Source organism: Phycisphaeraceae bacterium (assembly GCA_015709595.1).
Classification (GTDB): Bacteria; Planctomycetota; Phycisphaerae; order Phycisphaerales; family SM1A02; genus CAADGA01.
Map to the genome: position 1 here is coordinate 3,005,372 of CP054178.1, position 17,325 is coordinate 3,022,696.

Genomic DNA, 17,325 nt, shown 5'->3' on the forward strand with positions numbered 1-17,325 from the left:
TCGACCCCCGGGCCGCGTTCCCGGGGAAGCGCCACGGCCGGCCATGCGAGCAACCAGCGTCATCCAGATCGACCTGTCGGCGATTGACCACAACATGCGGGTGATTCGCCGCATGGTGGGGCCGGACGTATCCATCTGCTGCATTGTGAAGGCCGACGCCTACGGGCTGGGGGCCGCTCGACTGATCCGTCGCCTTGAAACGGGGGGCGTGGGGGATGCGGGTGGTGGCGGAAACGGGGGGGGTGGGGCGGCGTTGCTCGCCGTCTATTCCACCGAGCAGGCGGCGGACCTGGTTCGCGGGGCCGTCACCGTACCCGTGCTCGTGCTCATGCCGGTGTGGGAGATGGACCGCACGGACGAGTTGTACCGGGCGATGGTTTCAGGCCGTCTTCATGTGACGGTGCATGGCGAACGGCACCTGGAGGCGGTGGCCCGCATCGCCGAGCGGTTCGGCGCCACGGTGCCCGTTCACCTGGAGATCGACACGGGGCTGACCCGTGGAGGGATGGGGCTTGATGAAGCCGCCCGTGTCCTGCGGCGCGTGGCGGGAAGCCGCTGGCTTCGCCTGGCCGGACTCTTCACGCACTTCGCCAGCCCGACGACGGACCAGCCATCCACCGATCGGCAGATGCGGCAATTCAGCGATTTTCTGAGCGCCAACGAGCCGTGCATTCCGGCAGACTGCATCATTCACGCCGCCAGCACGGGGGCAGTCATCCGGCATCCGCGCTATCACGCGGGCATGGTGCGCATCGGGCTGGCATGGATGGGGTACGCGGTGGAGACGATCGAGTCGGGCGAAGTGCTGCCCGAGGCCGCCGAACTCCAGCCGGTCGTCACCTGGGCGTCCCGCATCGTGCATCTCCGCGAGGTGCCGGTGGGCGCCTCAGTGGGGTACGGCGGTCGCTGGCGAGCGTCCCGAGCGTCGCGCCTCGCGCTTGTTCCGGTTGGATACGCGGACGGCTATCCCACCGCGTGCGGGGGCCGCGATGGAGAAACCCCCGGCATGGTGGCCGTTCTCGTCGCAACCGGGCCAACGCTGCGGCGGTGCTGGGCGCCGGTCGTCGGCGCCGTTAGCATGGATCAGATCACCATCGATGTGACCGATCTGCCGGAGGTCGGCGTGGGCACGACGGTGGAACTGATCTCACCCGATCCGGACGCGCCCAATCACCTGCCGACCATCGCCCGACGGGCCGGGCTGATCGCCCACGACATGCTGTGCCGCCTGAATCCGAGGATTCGGCGGGTTCACGTCGTCCGGCCACCGCTGATCGAGCCCAAGCCAGCGGCGTTGCCGGGTTTGACGGCGCTGCACGTGGAGCAGGCGGCGGAATCGCGGGAATCAGCTCAATCCGTTGGCTGATCGTGTCGAAGAAGGGAGAGCGAGCCGCCGCGGGTTCGGGACTCTCGCCACCCTTCTACGCAGGTCCGCGTATGCCGACCCGCCTGGATCTGGAGATGTCCCGACCTGCGGCGGCTCTCGTTTTGGCGGTCTGCTCGGGAGAGCGGACGTCCCCGCCCGGCCCGGCGTGATGCCGAGGCGTCCCGATGGTTGGCGGTCGACGCCTTCATCCACGCTACCATCGTTCATGGTTTCCAACACCCTCGGCGCGGCGAGTGATCCCGCCTCCACAGACCTCATCCCACGCATCGGCGTCGTCAGCTTCGTCAATACGCTGCCGCTCATTGACGGGCTTGAGGTGCTGGCGAATGTCGAGTGGCGCCACTCGGTGCCCAGCGGGTTGATTGACCGGCTGCTTTCGCGCGAGGTCGATCTGGCCCTCTGTTCGTCGATCGATTACCAGCGATCACCGGAGCCGCTGGTGATTGTGCCCTGCGGCATCCTCGGCTGCGACGGCCCGACGCTGACGGTGCGGCTCTACGCCTCGAAGCCCATCCACACGCTCTCACGCGTGTACTGCGACACCGACAGCCACACCTCGGTCGTGCTGATGCGCATCCTGCTGCGCGAAATCTACGGCGTTGATCCGGCCATCATCGACTACGACGCCCGCGAGCACGTGGCGGGCAACAGGCCGGTCGAGTGGCCCGAGGCGATGCTGCTGATCGGCGACAAGGTCGTGACGGATTCGCCGCCCGCGGTGCGCTACCCCCACCAGCTCGACCTCGGGGCAGCGTGGGCCAACCTCACCGGTCTGCCCTTCATCTTCGCCGCCTGGATGGCCCGTGCCGACACGCCGGTGGAGCGGTACGCCGCCGCGGCCATGGCCCTGGACCGTCAGCGACGCGCCAACACCCTGCGGCTCGAGTGGCTAGTGCAGACGCGCGCGGCACCGCGCGGCTGGCCGGTGGACCTTGCTCGCACCTACCTGGGCGAGTACCTGTCGTACGAGTGGACCGATCCGCGTCGCGCCGGCATGGAAATGTTCTTCGCCAAGGCGAAGGAGCATGACTTCATCGACGCCCTCCGCGGGGTTGAGGTCGTTGATTTCGCGCGTCGAAGCCGTCACGCCCGCTGATCGTTTGTTCCTCGGAAGCGACCTACGCGCCGTGAAGCACGCGCCGCATGCGCGACAGGATGTCCGCCAGCCGCTCTCGCCCCCCGCCGCCCACTTCAGCGGTGGCCCAGCCGGAGTAGCCGATCTCGTCCAGCGCGGCGGTGACTGCCGGCCAGTCGCAGTCGCCCTCGCCGATCTCGACGTTGAACCCCTTCCACAGCCCCTCCTCGTCGCGCTTCTTGCGGCTGAACTCCTTGATATCCAGCTTGAAGATGCGTCTGCCGAGAATCCTCACCCAGTGCTCCGGCCAGCCGTCGGTGACGATGTTGCCCACGTCGAAGTACCAGCCCACCACGTCCGGGTGCTCGAACTCGTCCACGTAGCGAGCGGCCTCCAGCGGGCTGAGCAGGAACTTGTTCCACACGTTCTCGAAGGCGATGCGGATCCCCAGTTCCTTGGCCAGCGGCAGCACCCGGCGGATCTCCCGCTGCGACCGCTCGTAGGCGTCGGCGTAGGAGACCTGCTTGTTCACCACCGCCGGAACGACGAGAACCGTGTCGCCGCCGTAGGCCCGGCAATCCTGAAGGGCGATCTCCAGCGCCTTGACGCCCTCGGCACGCACCGCCGGATCAGGGTGCGAGAAGGGCTTGGACCAGTGGACGGAATCGACCACGCCATGCACCGGCAGGCCAGTCGATTCGATCGCCTCGCGCACTTCGTTCTTGTCGAGGTTGGATGGCGCGTCGAGCTCGACGCCGTCGTACCCCAGCTCCTTCAGCAGCGAGAACTTCTCTCGCACGCTTCCCGGCCCGGCGACCATTCCGAACTTGACGGCCAGCTTGATGGCCCGGGATGATCGCCTGCGCGCCGTCAGCGATCCGGCCATCTCCGGGATCAGCGTCGCCGCGCCGGTCGCCGCCAGCGCCAGGGTGTTCGTCTTCAGGAATGTTCGTCGGTTCATGGGTTCATCCCCTCGACCCGATCCGGGCGGGCCGTGTCACGCATGACAGTAGCCGATCTGCGCCGTGGGGCCGAATGTGCAACGACAGCGCCGCCAGACGTAGTGGGGGCGACGGATCTCCCGAAGAACGGAACGCTTCAACACCTTGTCAATGCTGTGACGCCTCGGTGGTGCGCTCCACCTTGGCGGCGCCCATGGGGGCGCGATCGTCCGACGCGATCTGTCGGGGGGGGGACTTGGGCGCGGAGGACTCCGTCTCGATCTCGTCCTCGATGCCCTTGATGCCCCGCTTGAACTCCACGATGCTCTTGCCGAGACTGCGTCCGACCTCCGGAAGGCGGCGACCGAAGATGATCAGCCCCAGCACCAGCAGGATGATCCACTCACTGCCGCCCGGCAGGCCGAAGGCGAGAATGGTGGAAATGGCGGGTTCGGTGAACATGACTGATCCTTGAGAAGGCGAAACCGACATCAGATTCTACGTCCCAAATCGCACCGGGGCGCAGGGGCGCCTCACTTTGGCGCGATGGCGATGTTCTCCAGGAGAGCCCCGACCGTCAGGGAGCGGTCCTCTGGGGTCGGTCACTCCGCTCCCTGGCGGTCGCGGCTCGCGCTGCAGGACACGAACGACCGGCCACATCCGGTATTGCCGGTCGCGCCGGATCGGTTGCGGCTCACCGCAGCATGGTGGTGATGCAGGAAGCGACCGCGGCGGCGGCCCGGTGCCGCCCGGCCTCGGTCAGGGAGACGCCGTCCGGAGCCAGGTACTCATCGTCCCGCTCCGCGATGGCCCGATCCAGGTGATTGATGAGCACATTATCGGCCAGCATGATCTGCGTGGCGGCGATGTTGTACTCCTCGATGTCGCGGTTGGACCGGTCGAAGGATGTGCCCGGCTGGTCGCACTGCAGCCGATCGATGACCGGCGTGGTCAGCGCGAAGATCACGTCATTTCCAAGACGCCCCTTGCACGCATCCACGACGCGCTGCAGGTTCAGTTCATACTCGCCGATGGGCACCGCATGGCGCTGTTCGGCGCGGAACCATCGCACGTCGTCCAGTCCGGCGTTGAAATGAACCACGTCCGGCTTGAACTCGTCGAGCAGGCGGTCGATGGTCTCCGCCAGATCCGCGCTGCTTCCGGTGCTGCTGACCGGTCCGAGCACATCCACCTCCACGTCTCCGTGCTTGGCCAGCTCCGAGGCCAGCAGGGGCTGGTAGGACAGTCGGATGAAATCGCCCAGCAGCAGCACGCGCGCGTTCGGCATGGATGGCTCCGTGATTCCAGAGCATGCATCATAGCGAATGAATCACGCGAGATGGGCCGCTTCGCCGACGAAAGAGTGTCGTCCGATGCAGCCGGACGACGCCTGTTCATTTCGCACCCTGCCCGGAGACGCCGCCCATGACGGCCCGTCGGATCGCCCATGCCCTGTTGCTCGCCTCGTCCGGCCTGCTGGCCGCGTGTCAGAACACGCCTGAAGTCACGAAGCCGGATTACTCACGCCAGCTGCGCCCTGGCGAATCGGCCCTGCGGCTCATCACCGACCCCGCCCGCATGCCCGATCTGGCCGGGGCCTATGACCGCAGCCGCAACGAAGCCGACCTGATGCTGCAGGCCATCGATCAGAGCATCACTTGGTTCAACGCCCCGTCGAGTCGCCAGTTCTTCCCCTTCAGCACAGCGGGCCGGTCGATCACCCACGAACAGGCCCGGGCCAGCGTTCACGCCTTCCGGCAGGCGTACGAGAGCGCGGGCGGCGGCCGCGAGTTTGCGGCGGAAATCAGGGCCCGCTTCGACGTGTACGAAAGCGTCGGCTACAACGGCGAGGGCATCGTGCTCTACACCGGGTACTACGCGCCGATCTTCGACGCCAGCCGCACGCCCAGCGCCACGTATCGATGCCCGTTGTACAAGCGTCCCGCCGACCTGGCGACGGACCCCGTGACCGGCGAGCCGCGCGGGCGCTCCATGCCCGACGGATCCACCGCGCCCTATCCCACCCGGCGGGAGATCGAATCATCCGGCATGCTGGCGGGGACGGAGCTGGTCTGGCTGAAGGATGAACTGGACGCCTACATCGTGCAGGTGAACGGCTCGGCCAAGTTGCGCTTGGATGACGGCTCCATCATGTACGTGGGCTACGCGGGGAAGACCGACCGACCCTATACCGGGCTGGGCCGGATGATGGTGGACGAGGGGCTGATCCCGCCGGATCAACTCTCGCTGACGGCCATCAAGGCGTACTTCCGCAAGGATCCGGCCAGGGTGAAGTCGCTGATTCAGCGGAATGAGTCGTACGTGTTCTTCACCGAGTATCCGGACTCCAACTGGCCGGCGGGATCGCTGGGTGTGCGCGTCACCGAGCGGGCCACCCTGGCCACGGACAAGAAGATTTATCCCCGAGGCGGGGTGGTGCTGGTGGATACGCAGGCGGTCACGCTCAGCCAGGCCAAGCGGCGATTCTTCCAGTTCATGATGGACCAGGACACGGGCGGCGCCATTCAGGCCCCGGGACGGGCGGACATCTTCATGGGCACGGGCGAAACCGCCGAAGTCCTCGCGGGCGGGCAGTACGCCGAGGGGCGCCTGTACTACTTCTTCCTCAAGCCCGGCGAATCGCTCGCCGGACCGTGAACACTCCGGCCTGGAACGTCGCATCGTCGCGCAACAGAACGGACCGGCGCCGTGGCGCCGGTCCGTGTTCTTTGCTGTCCATCATGAAGCGGCGAAGACCACCGCCCGATGACTCAGAACCGGCCCACCATCACCATGGCGACGGCCGGGTTGCCCGAGCTGTTGGTGCGAGTGAGGATCACATCCACCCAGTATGCCTTTCGGGAGAAGTCGAAACTGAAGTTCGTGGTCGGTGTGATGAAGCGCGTCTGGTAGCCGTTGTTGGCGGCGTACTGATCGCTGTTGAAGGTCATCCGCGTCACCGTGGCGCCGGTGAGCAGGTCGAACTCCTTCAGATAGGCGATCACGCGGGCGCCGGCGCCGTTGTCGCGGTAGCGCACGTAGAGGAATGGGTCGGGCTCATTGCTCGTGAGATTGGCGTTGGTCGTGACCGGATACCGCAGCACGACGTTGGACGAGGCGCCGGCGGCGGGGTCAATCGAGGCGATGGCGCCCGTGTAGACGACGATGTTGAAGTCCACTTCGTCGGGCAGGCCGGCCGCCCCGATCATGGTCCAGTAGGGCAACCCGCCGCCGTCGGGGAAGCCGTCATCCAGCGACCGCTTCGTGTCGTCGGTCGGCTGAAGCGCGACGAACGCGACGGTGGCCACGGCAAGACACGCCGCGCCGACTGCCGCCCAGCCCAGCGCGCGATGATTGAACACCCGGTTGAACAGACCTTTCATGAACGACTCCTTCTCAAGGTTCCGGACGATGATACCGCCGCATCGGAGAGAGCCAACTCCGAGGATCGCCCCTCGTGAAGTGTGCGGCACCTCGCATCCCCTCTCGCAAGGAGGGAACTGGCGTCACTCGTCACGCCAGTACTCGAAGTACCCGATCATCATTTCGTCCCAGGTCTGCTCCCCGAAGCGGACACGGGCCTTGGGATTCGGGTTGGCGGGGTTTCCGTCACTATTGTCGTACCAGGCGGTGCAGGTCAGCTTCGTGCCCGCTGGGACGCGGATCGGCTCGCGCAGCACGTATCGCGTCTGCCAGTTGAAGTCGTAGCGGGGGATGTCCAGCACCACTTCGCTCGTGCCGTCCGGCCACGTGAGTTCGTAGCGGTATGCCTTGCCACGCACGTGCATGTGCGGCGCGAAGGACTGGATCACCGCCGGGCGGCTGAACGTGGTCGTGGCCTTCACTTCGTGGTTCGACGCGCCCGGCGGGATGTCCAGCCGCGTGGTCATCGCGGCGGAGGTGTGCATCTCGCGCTCTGGCGCGGTGTCGGCGAAGATGAAGCCGATCTGGGTTCGGTCCTCAACGGCTCGCCCGTTGGGTGTGTAGTGCAGCTGGAACTTCAGCCACGCACCCGCGGGCAGGCGCTTGGCGGTGCCCTCGGGGTACATGGTCGTGGCCTGCCCCGGCACCAGCCCGGCGAAGTAACCCTGCAGCCCGCCCTGCCAGCGGGCCTGAATCTCGCGCCGCGTTTCGCCCTCGCGCGGCGGCTCCTCGATGAACACCAGCACGTGATGCACCACCTCCGGGTGCGTGGGGCGGATTTCCATCGCCCTGATCCACCGATCCTCGGGGAAATCCGTCTTCACATACTGGTAGCGATACCCCATCGCACCCTGGGCGGGCACGCTGACGGGGTCTGGAATGGTCACGACCGCGTGCGGCTCGCCGATCTCCCACCCTTCCGTCCACACCAGCGGACGCGGGGCGTCTGACGGGTCGCCTTCGAGGCACCCATCCTCGATCCAGCGGAAGAGCGCGTCCCGGTCGCGTGCAGATAGCGAACGATCATTCAGGAACGCCCGCGACCCCTCCCCCGCATGCCAGGGCGGCATCACGCCCGTCTCGATCGACTGGCGGATCGCCCCGCGACGGGCGCGCACCTGCTGGTATGTCTCCAGTGCGAAGGGGGCCACGCCGTCCTCCCGGTGGCAGGACTGGCAGTGCTGCTGCATGATCCGACTGATGCGGCTGTGGTAGGTGATGGCCGGTTCCACGGGCTGAACGTCACGACCCGACCAATCGACGGCGCAGCCGGGTGCGGTGGTGGCGCGCACGTCCGGCGTCCGATTGGCCAGCACCGCGTCGATCGCTCTGAGCAGATAGGTGTGCCGGGGCGCTTCGTGCTGGAAGCCGATGCCGTACTGATCGTCGATCGCGCCACGGTACATCAGCGTGCGCGATCCGTCGAGCAGGAACACATCCGTCGTGCGGTCGCATCCCAGCGTGCGCGCGATGGTTCCTTCACGGTCGGCCACGTAGGCGCCCTGGAAGCCGTACGCCGCCTTCTCCGCTCGCATCTGTTCGACGGTGTCGATTTCGCTGGGATTGACGTAGAGAAACCGAACGTCCTTGTCGCCGAGCGCCTGCTCGATCTCCGCCAGGCGTGGGCCGTACTTTTTTGAAAGCGGGCAGCCCACGTCGCGGATGGCGATGACCAGCGGCCGGCCTTCGGCGTATCGGGCGAGAGAGGTCGCCTCGCCCGCGATCGATGTGAACGGCAGATCGGGCGCCAGTTCGCCAACCCGGTGCAGTCGATGATCCACCGCGATCGAGGGCGCTTCCTTGTACGCGCCGGGACCGTCCTGTCCAGCGGCGGTTGTCGCGCCGAGCGCGCCGATCAGGATGAGAAGACTCGACGATCGTGCCATGAATGCAGTTCCATCGGTGCGAGGAAGTGAAGCGTCTCCTGATGGTTCGACGCGGTGCGGCGGGCGTTTCACGCACCTCCCGTCACTGGTTCGGGTCAATGAGCGCCTTGACCACCCGCCCCGTTTCAACGGCGTGCAGGGCCTCGTTGGCGCGGTCCAGTCCGTAGCGTTCCAGTTTGATCAGCGACCACGGGTGCGCCCGCTCGGCGTTGGCCATGATCTGCACGCCGCGATAGAAGTGGGAGAAGTCCGATCCCCAGCAGCCGCGGATGTCCAGATGCTTCCTGTTGATGTCCAGGTGCGGGTTGAGCGGCACATCGCCATGATCGGTGTACTGGCCCACCACGACGACCCGTCCCGCGTCGCGCGTGAACCTGAGCGCCTGCGTTACCGCCGCGGGCGGCCCCGCCGCCTCGATGGTCACGTCCGCGCCGCGACCCTGGGTGTGCTGGCGAACCCAGTCCAGCCGCTGAAGTTCGCTCATCTCCTCGATGTTGCACACCGCGTCCGCGCCGACCTTGCGGGCGGTTTCAAGACGGGCCGTCGGCGCCCCGATGCACAGCACCTTGAGTGCTCCGGCCATCCTGGCGAAGATCACGCATGACAGTCCCACCGGCCCGCTCCCCAGCACCAGTACGGTGTCGCCAAGCATGATCTGGGCGCGGTCCGTGGCGTGCAGGGCGGTGGGCAGCGAGCAGCCGCCCGCCATGAAGGCGTCGTAGCCCACGCCCTCCAGCGAAATGACCCGCGTTCCCGGCTTGAGGTACAACTGCTGTGACCAGCCGCCGGTCAGGCCGTCCTGCTCGACGCCGTAGGTGATGCCGTACACCTTGCGGTGGGGGCATCGCGTGCTGGCCTTGGCGACCAGACAGTGCCAGCAGGCGAAGCAGGTTCTGTGGACATCCAGAAAGGTGACGGCTTCGCCTTCGCGCATCGCACGGCCGTAAATGTCACGAATCGTGCCGCGAATCTTGCCGAGCCGCCCCACCGAAACGTGACCGGGCACGATCGGATAGGGCACGCCTGCCAGGCGTCCGTCGCGCAGGTGAACATCCGTGCCGCACACCTCGCTGAGCTCCACTTCGAGAATGGCGGAATCCGTCTCAAGTTGCGGCTCGGGATACTCGCGGACTTCCACCGGCCGACCGGGACCGGGCATGATGGCGGCTCGAACCGTTGGCACGGACTGCTCCTCGTGAGGGTGCGGGCGTTGGGGCGGGACAATAGGCCCCGATCATCCGCTGGTCGGTCGATCTGGCGCGGCAGATGCATCCAATCAAACCCCCCGGAAACCGTGCTGGTGCGGTGAAAAAAAGCATCGGCGCGCCTACCATCGTCGTCCAATTCGGAGCCGCGCATTCGGCCCCGAATCATCGCCAGAATGGCCCCTGTCAGCGTGCCTTGACGCACCCTTCCGACGCCCCTTATGGCTGACCAGACCAACGACTATTCGAACCCCGATGACCCCTCGTCCGGGACGCCCGGCGGCTCCGGTGGCGGCGGTTTCATCGGCCACGTGGTGGATCGCGAGATCGAGCGCGAGCTGCATGACAGCTACCTCACCTACGCGATGTCCACCATCATGGATCGCGCCCTGCCGGATGTGCGCGACGGGCTCAAGCCCAGCCAGCGCCGCATCCTGGTGGCGATGAACGATCTGAATCTCGGCCCGGGGCGCAAGCACATCAAGTGCGCCAAGATCTGCGGCGACACGTCCGGCAACTACCACCCGCACGGCGAGGGCGTCATCTACCCCACCCTGGTCAACATGGCCCAGGAGTGGAAGATGCGCCACCCCCTCATCGACCCCCAGGGCAACTTCGGCTCGATCGGCGGCGACCCGCCCGCCCACATGCGCTACACCGAGGCGCGCATGACCGCCGCCGCGGTGGAGCTGCTGCAGGATCTCAACCTCGACACGGTGGACTTCCAGCCCAACTACGACGAGCGGCTGCAGGAGCCGCTGGTGCTTCCCGCGCGATTCCCCAACCTGCTGGTCAACGGGTCCAGCGGCATCGCGGTGGGCATGGCCTCGTCCATCCCGCCGCACAATCTGGGGGAGATCTGCGACGCCATCGTGGCGGTGATCGACAGGCCCGACATCTCCCTGCTCGACCTGCTGTCGATCGTGCCCGGGCCGGACTTCCCGACCGGGGGCGTGATCATGGGACGACGGGGGATCATGGAGGCGTACTCGCACGGACGAGGCCGCATCACCGTGCGCGGGCGCGTCCATGTCGAAAGCAACGGCGGGCGTGAGCAGATCGTCATCGACGAGATTCCCTATCAGGTGGTGCAGGGCACCCTGATGGAGAAGGCCACCGAGGTGGTCAAGGAAGGCCGGATCGCCGATGTATCCAACATCCGCGACGAATCCGGCCGCAAGCACCGCACCCGCATCGTGGTGGAACTCAAGCGCGGGGCCTCGCCCGAGGTGGTGGAGAAGCAGCTGTACGAACACACGCCGCTGCAATCCACGTTCTCGATCATCAACATCGCCATCGTCGATCACCAGCCGCGCACGCTCTCGCTCCGGCAGATGCTCGACGAGTACATCCGCCACCGCGCCGAGGTCATCACCCGGCGCACCCGCCACCTGCTGCAGCAGGCCAAGAAGCGGGCTCACGTGCTGGAGGGACTGATCTACGCGGTCTGCGACATTGACGAAGTGATCGCCATCATTCGCTCCAGCCAGACGCGCGAGGAGGCGATCGACAAACTGGCGGCCCGCCGCTTCCGCATCGCATCCGATCACGCCTACGCGCCCAAGATTCCCGTCCGGCTGATCGAGGCCGCGGCCCGTGGCGAGGGAGCACTGCTGACCCGCGTGCAGGCGGAGGCCATCGGCGCGCTGCGACTCATTCAACTGGTCGGCCTGGAGATCGACAAACTTACCGGCGAATACGCCAACCTGCTCGAGGAAATTGACGGCTACGAGCGCATTCTCGCCGACGAGCGCCTGGTGCGGAACATCATCCGTCAGGACGCCATCGACCTGAAGGCGAAGTACGCCACACCCCGGCAGACTCATATCGAGGACGCGGACGTCGAGGATTTCGACGTGGGCGACCTCATCACCCCCCACGAAGTCGTGGTGACGATCTCCCACGAGGGCTACGTGAAGCGGCTGCCCACCGACACCTACCGCGAGCAGGGACGCGGCGGGCGGGGGGTGAAGGCGTCGGACGCCCGCGACGGCGACTTCATCGAGCACCTCTTCGTCTCCTCCACCCACGACGACCTGCTGTGCTTCACCACCACGGGCCGGGTCTTCCGCATGAAGGTGTACCAGATCCCCGAGGGATCGCGCACCAGCCGGGGACGGGCCATCATCAACCTGCTCGACCTGCGCCCGGAGGAGAAGGTCTGCGCCTTCCTGCCCATTCGCGACTTCGAGAAGCGCGAGGACTTCCTGTTCTTCGCCACCGCGATGGGGCGCGTCAAGCGCACCGCCCTGGCGGACTACCGCAACGTCAACCGCTCGGGCATCATCGCGCTGAATCTCAACGAGGGCGATCACCTCGTGGACGTGATCCACACCAGCGGCTCCGATCACGTGCTGCTGGCCACCGCGCAGGGCATGGCCATCCGCTTCGATGAAAACGATGTTCGCGTCATGGGCCGCGCCGCCGCGGGCGTGTGGGGCATTGACCTTGCCGAGGGCGATACGGTGGTGGGGCTGGTGCCCGCCATCGACGGGACGGATCTGCTCACCGTCACCGAGAACGGCTATGGCAAGCGCACCGCCATGACGGAGTACCTCGTGCAGTCCGAGGACGGCTCCACCAGGCCCCAGAGCCGGGGCGGCAAGGGACGCATCGACATCCGCGCCAACGAGCGCAACGGACGCGTCGTCTCCATCCGCTGCGTGCGCGAGGGCGACAGCATCATGGTCATCTCCGAGGGCGGCATGATGGTCCGCATTCCCGCGTCAGACGTTTCCCGCATCGGGCGCAACACCCAGGGCGTGCGCGTGGTCAATCTGAAGGAAGGCGACCGCGTTGTCGCCACCGCCCGCGTGGCCGAGTCGGATTCGGAGGCCGAGGGGTGATGGACGGTGCTGGTGCAGGCGACTGGCTCTCATCAGATCCCCCACGCGGCGCTGAAGCCCTGCAGGCGGTCCCGGAATCGACTCAGCACTTCAACCGACCTGCGGGTTGAACCCTATCCCGGTCATCCTGTGATTCTGATACACTGATGGGGCACGGGCGGGTTGGAGCGTTGCAATGCCGATCAATGAATGGTCCGATGACATCCTGATCGCCGAACTGAGCGATGAGCCGAGTTTCTCGGAGGAGTTCAACGTCCTCATGAAGCGGCTGGAGAGTCGCGGTTCGACTCCCCCCGACGTGATCGTGGACCTGAAGGACGTCACCTTCCTCAATTCCTCCAACATCGCCCAGTTGCTGCGACTGCGGCAAGTGCTGCTCAACGCCAACCGGCGTCTTCGCATCTGCTCCGCCCGTGACCCGGTGTGGTCGATGCTGCTGATCACGGGACTGGACAAGGTCTTCGACTTCGTTGACGACGTGGCCACGTCGCTCGCATCGCTGCAGATCGAGGAGGAAGTGGGGGAAGAGTGAGCGGGAAGGCGTGAGACATTGGGCGCCAGGCATCAGGCACCCGGCGTGGCGCACGGGCCATCGGGTCAGGCCGCACGTCCCGACGCCCCGGACCCTCCGCTCCGCCACATTGCCCGATCACCGCTTTCCCAAGTCACCCGATCACCATGACGACGCCGCTCCCCATCCGCCTCCGCCGCCCCAACGAGGATGTCCGCATCGAGGTGGTGCCGCTCATCGACGTGATCTTTCTGGTGCTCACATTCTTCATCTACGCGATGGTGCTGATGATCCCCGCCAGGGTGCTGCCGATGCGTCTGCAGCCCCTCACCAGCGGTACGCGCGGCGAGGCGGCGCCCGCCGTGACGGTAAGCATCACGCGTGACGGGCGCATCGCCGTGGACCGTGCCCCCACCACGTTGGATGGTCTGCTCACAGCCGTGCAAGCGGCGGTCGGGGACAGGCAGGACACGATCGTGTATATCGCCACGGAGGAAACCCCCGCATCCGGCGATCCCGCATCCGTCGGCGGCGCTGGTGAGGCGACGATCGATCGGCTCCCCATGTTCATCGACCTGTACGCCCGGCTGGCGCGGTCGGGACTCAACATCCGGCTGGTGGGGAGACCGACGGACGTATCGCCCGGCGATTGAACGGTCAGATCGGGTTGTGCGCGCTTCGTCGCGCCTTCAGCGGTGCACGCTCAAGCTGGGCCGGTGGTCATGTCCGGTATGGCTTCCGGGCCGGTTCAGCCGTCGCCGATAACCATGCTGATTCACGACGCGGCTTCCCATAACAGCCCGTCGATTCTTGCGCCGTGTGATCCCTGACCCTCGCCGGATGTTCAAAAAGTGGGTTCTGTCGGACTTGACATACGGATCGTGTTCGGGTAACGTAAACCGAACAGATTGGGCGTCAGCTTCTGCAGGGTCGGTTTCCGTCTGGTCGAGAACAGGTCCGCGACAGGCAGGTCGGATCGGCGACATCCCCCAATGGGTCGTGTCACCGGCGCGGCTCGCCACAAGGGAGCGAACCATGACTCTTCCACTGATTCAAACCGGCCCCGGCGGAGACTTCGTGTTGCGGTACATGCCTCGCGGGAGGCGCCTGGTGGTGGAGCAGGGCTCGCCCTCGGGCGACGCCGAGGCCGATGGCGGATTCAGAAGGGACGATGCGTGGTCCGGAAACGATGCAGCCAGATCGAATCGAACGCTTGCCCGACATGGCGGCGATTGCGGCGCTTCGCCTTCCTGGGCGACAACCCCTCGTCTGACTTGGCTCGATCGACTGCTTTCCTTGCTGGGGTTGGCGCCGACCCGCCGTGCGGCGGCGTTGGCCGAGGATGGGAAAGGCAATGGCGTCGCGGTCGTTGCTTCCGCGCAGATCGACTTGCGTCAGCGGCTGCGCGCCGTGCCGGACGAGGCGGCCCGCTGGCGCGCCGCAATGGGCTGGCTCAACAGTCAGCGCCTGGTGATGCTGCTCGGTCGTCAGGCGATGGAGCAGGCGCGGGAGCATGCGGAATCTCCGCAGCTCGACGGCGCCAGCCATCCGGCTGTCGAAATCGAATCACGATCCGGTGCAGCCGTGGAGGTTGGTGGTGGTCGGGATGGGGGATCGCTCCCCGCGCCTCGTTCGATCGCGCTCTTTGTTTCTCGCTCGACACAGGAGATCAGGCATGAATCTCACACCCAAGCAGCTGCGGATTCTCAAGATGATCCGCGACTGGCGCGTCGCGTACGGCTATTCGCCGACGATGCAGGAAATCGCCGACGAAATCGGCGTCAGCAAGGTCACGGTGTTCGAGCACGTCGAGGCGCTGATCCGCAAGGGCGCGCTGGAGCGCGACCCCAACAAGGCACGCTCTTTGTCGGTGGCGGCTGACGCGCTGGTGCCCGATGAGGAGAAGCCCATGGCCTTTCCGCTGGTGGGCAAGATTGCCGCCGGTTACCCGATCGAGAAGTTCGAACAGGACGACCGGCTCGACTTGGAGGAAGTCTTCGGCCCGCGCGTTGGGCAGAAGGCGGGCTGCTTCGCCCTGCAGGTGGACGGTGACTCGATGCAGGATGAGGGCATTCTGGATGGCGACTACGTCATCATTGAACGCCGCCAGACCGCCCGCAACGGCGAGCGCGTCGTCGCCCTGCTGCCCAACGGCGAAACCACGCTCAAACGCTTCTACAAGGAGCGTGACGGCCGCATTCGTCTCCAACCCTCCAACAGCCAGTTCAAACCCATCGTGGTGAAGGACTGCAAGATCCAAGGCGTGGTGATCGGCGTGCTGAGGCGATATTGAGCCGGGTTCATATCGTTCAACCCAGCCGGCGTATCCCACGCTTTGCACCTGGCGGGGGGGCGCCCGAGTATTCGCTGAACTCAAGAGCCGGGCATCACGACCGTGCGCGCTCCCCAGTTGTCAACACGCTCTGCGCTTCACACCTGCGACAGGATAAGTCGCAGCTTATGCGGCGATTCACCCTGACCAGTCAGCACGCTCAATCGAGCGGCTTCGCAGAGCGAGAGGACGCGCTCCCACGCGGGAGGTGGCGGCTTCACTGACGCGGGATCGAGATGCGCGAGGATGGCTCGCGCCAGCACGTCAACGGCCTGCAGCGACGGCCTGTTCGACTGATCCACCACCCGTCCCGTTTCATCCAGCCAGGCATACGAGTTGTCGGTGATTCGCAGAACGCCTCGCGGGCCGAGGATGATCACTTCCCGGCTCCAGTCCGGGGCATCGTCCGACACGGTCAGTCCGGCGGCCATGGGTCCGTCGAAGCGCACGATGGCCGTCAGCACGCCATCGAGGTCCGCAAGCGTCTGCGGTGGGCGCTTGCCGCCCCGGGCCGGTTGCGTGGCATCCACCTGCTCACAGGGTTCCAGCAGGTGGTCGATGGTCTCCATGGCGTCGGCCAGCCGGGCGGCGAGCGGACCGAACGTGGAAGGCCCGCGAAACATGAGGTGAACGAATTCCCGTGGTCCAAACTCCGTGAGCACGTCGAGCGCCGAGCGCACCACGGGAGAGTCGATGAATCGTGGGATGAAATCCGGGAGCGCCGTCGCCGCCTCGACCTCGGGCAGACTCATCGGGGGACGGAGTGACAGCATGGGAATGGCCCGGCCGCGGGCGGCTTCGAGCGTTTCGCTGACGACGGGCTGCCGCGACAGGAGCAGAAGCACATCCTGGTCAGACTCGATCACCGTTCGGCGCAGGTCTGCGACCTGAGCAAGCCCCAGCGACTCGGCAAGCCGGGCCGCCTCCGACTCGCGCGGGGATGCGATGACGGCGGGCATCTGCAACCGCGTGAGCAGACCGGCGATCAGGTGCTCATGCGGCTCATCCGCCCAGATCAACAGTCGCCGCCCCCGGCCCGAAGACTCGAACGCCTCGCGTGTCATGGCCGTATAGTATGGCGTGGACAGGCGGCCGCCGGCGTTGCAAGACGCACGGAGGAAAGTCCGAACACGACAGGACACGGTGACGGGCAACACCCGCCGACTCCGGTCGTGGAGTCAGGGAAAGTGCCACAGAAAACACACCGCGAAGGGCGCAAGCCCCCGCAAGGGTGAAAAGGTGCGGTAAGAGCGCACCGCCCGGGTGGCGACATCCGGGGCAGGGCAAACCCCACCGCGTGCAAGCGCAAGCAGTTCCCGGGCGTTTCGGCGCCGGTCCCGGTCCGGGGCTTCGCAAGACGGGAGCGGGTCGCGTGCTTCAGGCGTCCGGCAACGGACGTCGCAGAGAAATGGTCGCCGCGGGCTCCGATCGGGGCTCGACAGAATTCGGCTTACGTCCACGCCACGACCCGACAGGCCCGCAAGGGCCTGTTGTCGTTGGTTCCAGCTTTCCCGAAAAGAACCCCGGGACGGTGGTGGGGACCGTCCCGGGGTAGGAGGGGAAGAAGAAGCCCGTGCTGTGTGAGTGTGGGACCTGAGGGAGGCGGGCCTCTCCTTCTACGGCGCGGGCGTTGCACCCGCGCCAGCCATGTGTGAACGGATTTCACCGCAGTGGCGCAGCGGACGCCGAGACGGAAGACCGACGAAAAGCGATGGGAGA

Annotated in this window: 14 protein-coding genes and 1 other RNA gene; 8 read left to right on the top strand and 7 right to left on the bottom strand. The window is 66.3% G+C overall.

Annotated features, from left to right (window positions below):
- Nucleotides 1-43: 43 nt before the first annotated feature.
- Both alr and HRU76_12725 read left to right on the top strand, forming a co-directional pair.
- Nucleotides 44-1,366 carry an alanine racemase gene (alr, locus tag HRU76_12720; GenBank protein QOJ18397.1) on the top strand — a complete coding sequence of 441 codons (1,323 nt, stop codon included), beginning with the start codon at nt 44-46 and terminating at the stop codon, nt 1,364-1,366.
- 226 nt (nt 1,367-1,592) lie between these two features.
- Nucleotides 1,593-2,483, top strand: a complete 891-nt coding sequence (locus HRU76_12725; protein ID QOJ18398.1) for a menaquinone biosynthesis protein — start codon at nt 1,593-1,595, stop codon at nt 2,481-2,483.
- A gap of 22 nt (nt 2,484-2,505) precedes the next feature.
- On the opposite strand, the gene HRU76_12730 is transcribed toward HRU76_12725, so the two are convergent.
- The 3 genes from HRU76_12730 to HRU76_12740 form a co-directional block, all read right to left on the bottom strand.
- Entirely contained in the window at nt 2,506-3,423 is a 918-nt protein-coding gene (locus tag HRU76_12730) for a sugar phosphate isomerase/epimerase (GenBank protein ID QOJ18399.1), read from the bottom strand.
- Between the two features lie 148 nt (nt 3,424-3,571).
- Nucleotides 3,572-3,865, bottom strand: a complete 294-nt coding sequence (locus tag HRU76_12735; GenBank protein QOJ18400.1) for a twin-arginine translocase TatA/TatE family subunit — start codon at nt 3,863-3,865, stop codon at nt 3,572-3,574.
- Between the two features lie 232 nt (nt 3,866-4,097).
- On the bottom strand, nt 4,098-4,691 hold the full coding sequence (locus tag HRU76_12740) for an SGNH/GDSL hydrolase family protein (GenBank protein ID QOJ18401.1): 594 nt from the start codon (nt 4,689-4,691) through the stop codon (nt 4,098-4,100).
- Nucleotides 4,692-4,828: 137 nt separating this feature from the next.
- Between HRU76_12740 and HRU76_12745 the strand changes: the two genes are divergently transcribed.
- Nucleotides 4,829-6,061 carry an MltA domain-containing protein gene (locus HRU76_12745; protein ID QOJ18402.1) on the top strand — a complete coding sequence of 411 codons (1,233 nt, stop codon included), beginning with the start codon at nt 4,829-4,831 and terminating at the stop codon, nt 6,059-6,061.
- 113 nt (nt 6,062-6,174) lie between these two features.
- On the opposite strand, the gene HRU76_12750 is transcribed toward HRU76_12745, so the two are convergent.
- The 3 genes from HRU76_12750 to HRU76_12760 all read right to left on the bottom strand — a co-directional run bounded on the left by HRU76_12750 (nt 6,175) and on the right by HRU76_12760 (nt 9,871).
- Complete coding sequence (locus HRU76_12750; protein QOJ18403.1) at nt 6,175-6,786, bottom strand: hypothetical protein; 612 nt, start codon at nt 6,784-6,786, stop codon at nt 6,175-6,177.
- A 123-nt stretch (nt 6,787-6,909) separates the two neighbouring features.
- Complete coding sequence (locus HRU76_12755; protein ID QOJ18404.1) at nt 6,910-8,712, bottom strand: redoxin domain-containing protein; 1,803 nt, start codon at nt 8,710-8,712, stop codon at nt 6,910-6,912.
- 82 nt (nt 8,713-8,794) lie between these two features.
- Entirely contained in the window at nt 8,795-9,871 is a 1,077-nt protein-coding gene (locus HRU76_12760; GenBank protein ID QOJ19190.1) for a zinc-binding dehydrogenase, read from the bottom strand.
- Between the two features lie 267 nt (nt 9,872-10,138).
- Here HRU76_12760 and gyrA point away from each other — a divergent pair, with 267 nt between their 5' ends.
- From gyrA to lexA, 4 genes are all read left to right on the top strand, one after another.
- Entirely contained in the window at nt 10,139-12,763 is a 2,625-nt protein-coding gene (gyrA, locus tag HRU76_12765; GenBank protein ID QOJ18405.1) for a DNA gyrase subunit A, read from the top strand.
- 175 nt (nt 12,764-12,938) lie between these two features.
- A complete protein-coding gene (locus HRU76_12770) occupies nt 12,939-13,295 on the top strand; it encodes an STAS domain-containing protein (GenBank protein QOJ18406.1) in 357 nt (118 codons plus the stop codon).
- 146 nt (nt 13,296-13,441) lie between these two features.
- Complete coding sequence (locus HRU76_12775) at nt 13,442-13,927, top strand: biopolymer transporter ExbD (protein QOJ18407.1); 486 nt, start codon at nt 13,442-13,444, stop codon at nt 13,925-13,927.
- 1,022 nt (nt 13,928-14,949) lie between these two features.
- On the top strand, nt 14,950-15,567 hold the full coding sequence (gene lexA / locus HRU76_12780; protein QOJ18408.1) for a transcriptional repressor LexA: 618 nt from the start codon (nt 14,950-14,952) through the stop codon (nt 15,565-15,567).
- Nucleotides 15,568-15,704: 137 nt separating this feature from the next.
- On the opposite strand, the gene HRU76_12785 is transcribed toward lexA, so the two are convergent.
- Nucleotides 15,705-16,670 (bottom strand): hypothetical protein, encoded by a 966-nt coding sequence (locus HRU76_12785; GenBank protein ID QOJ18409.1) that lies wholly within the window; start codon nt 16,668-16,670, stop codon nt 15,705-15,707.
- Nucleotides 16,671-16,682: 12 nt separating this feature from the next.
- Between HRU76_12785 and rnpB the strand changes: the two genes are divergently transcribed.
- An RNA gene (rnpB, locus tag HRU76_12790) (RNase P RNA component class A) lies at nt 16,683-17,074 on the top strand.
- The last annotated feature ends 251 nt before the right edge of the window (nt 17,075-17,325 follow it).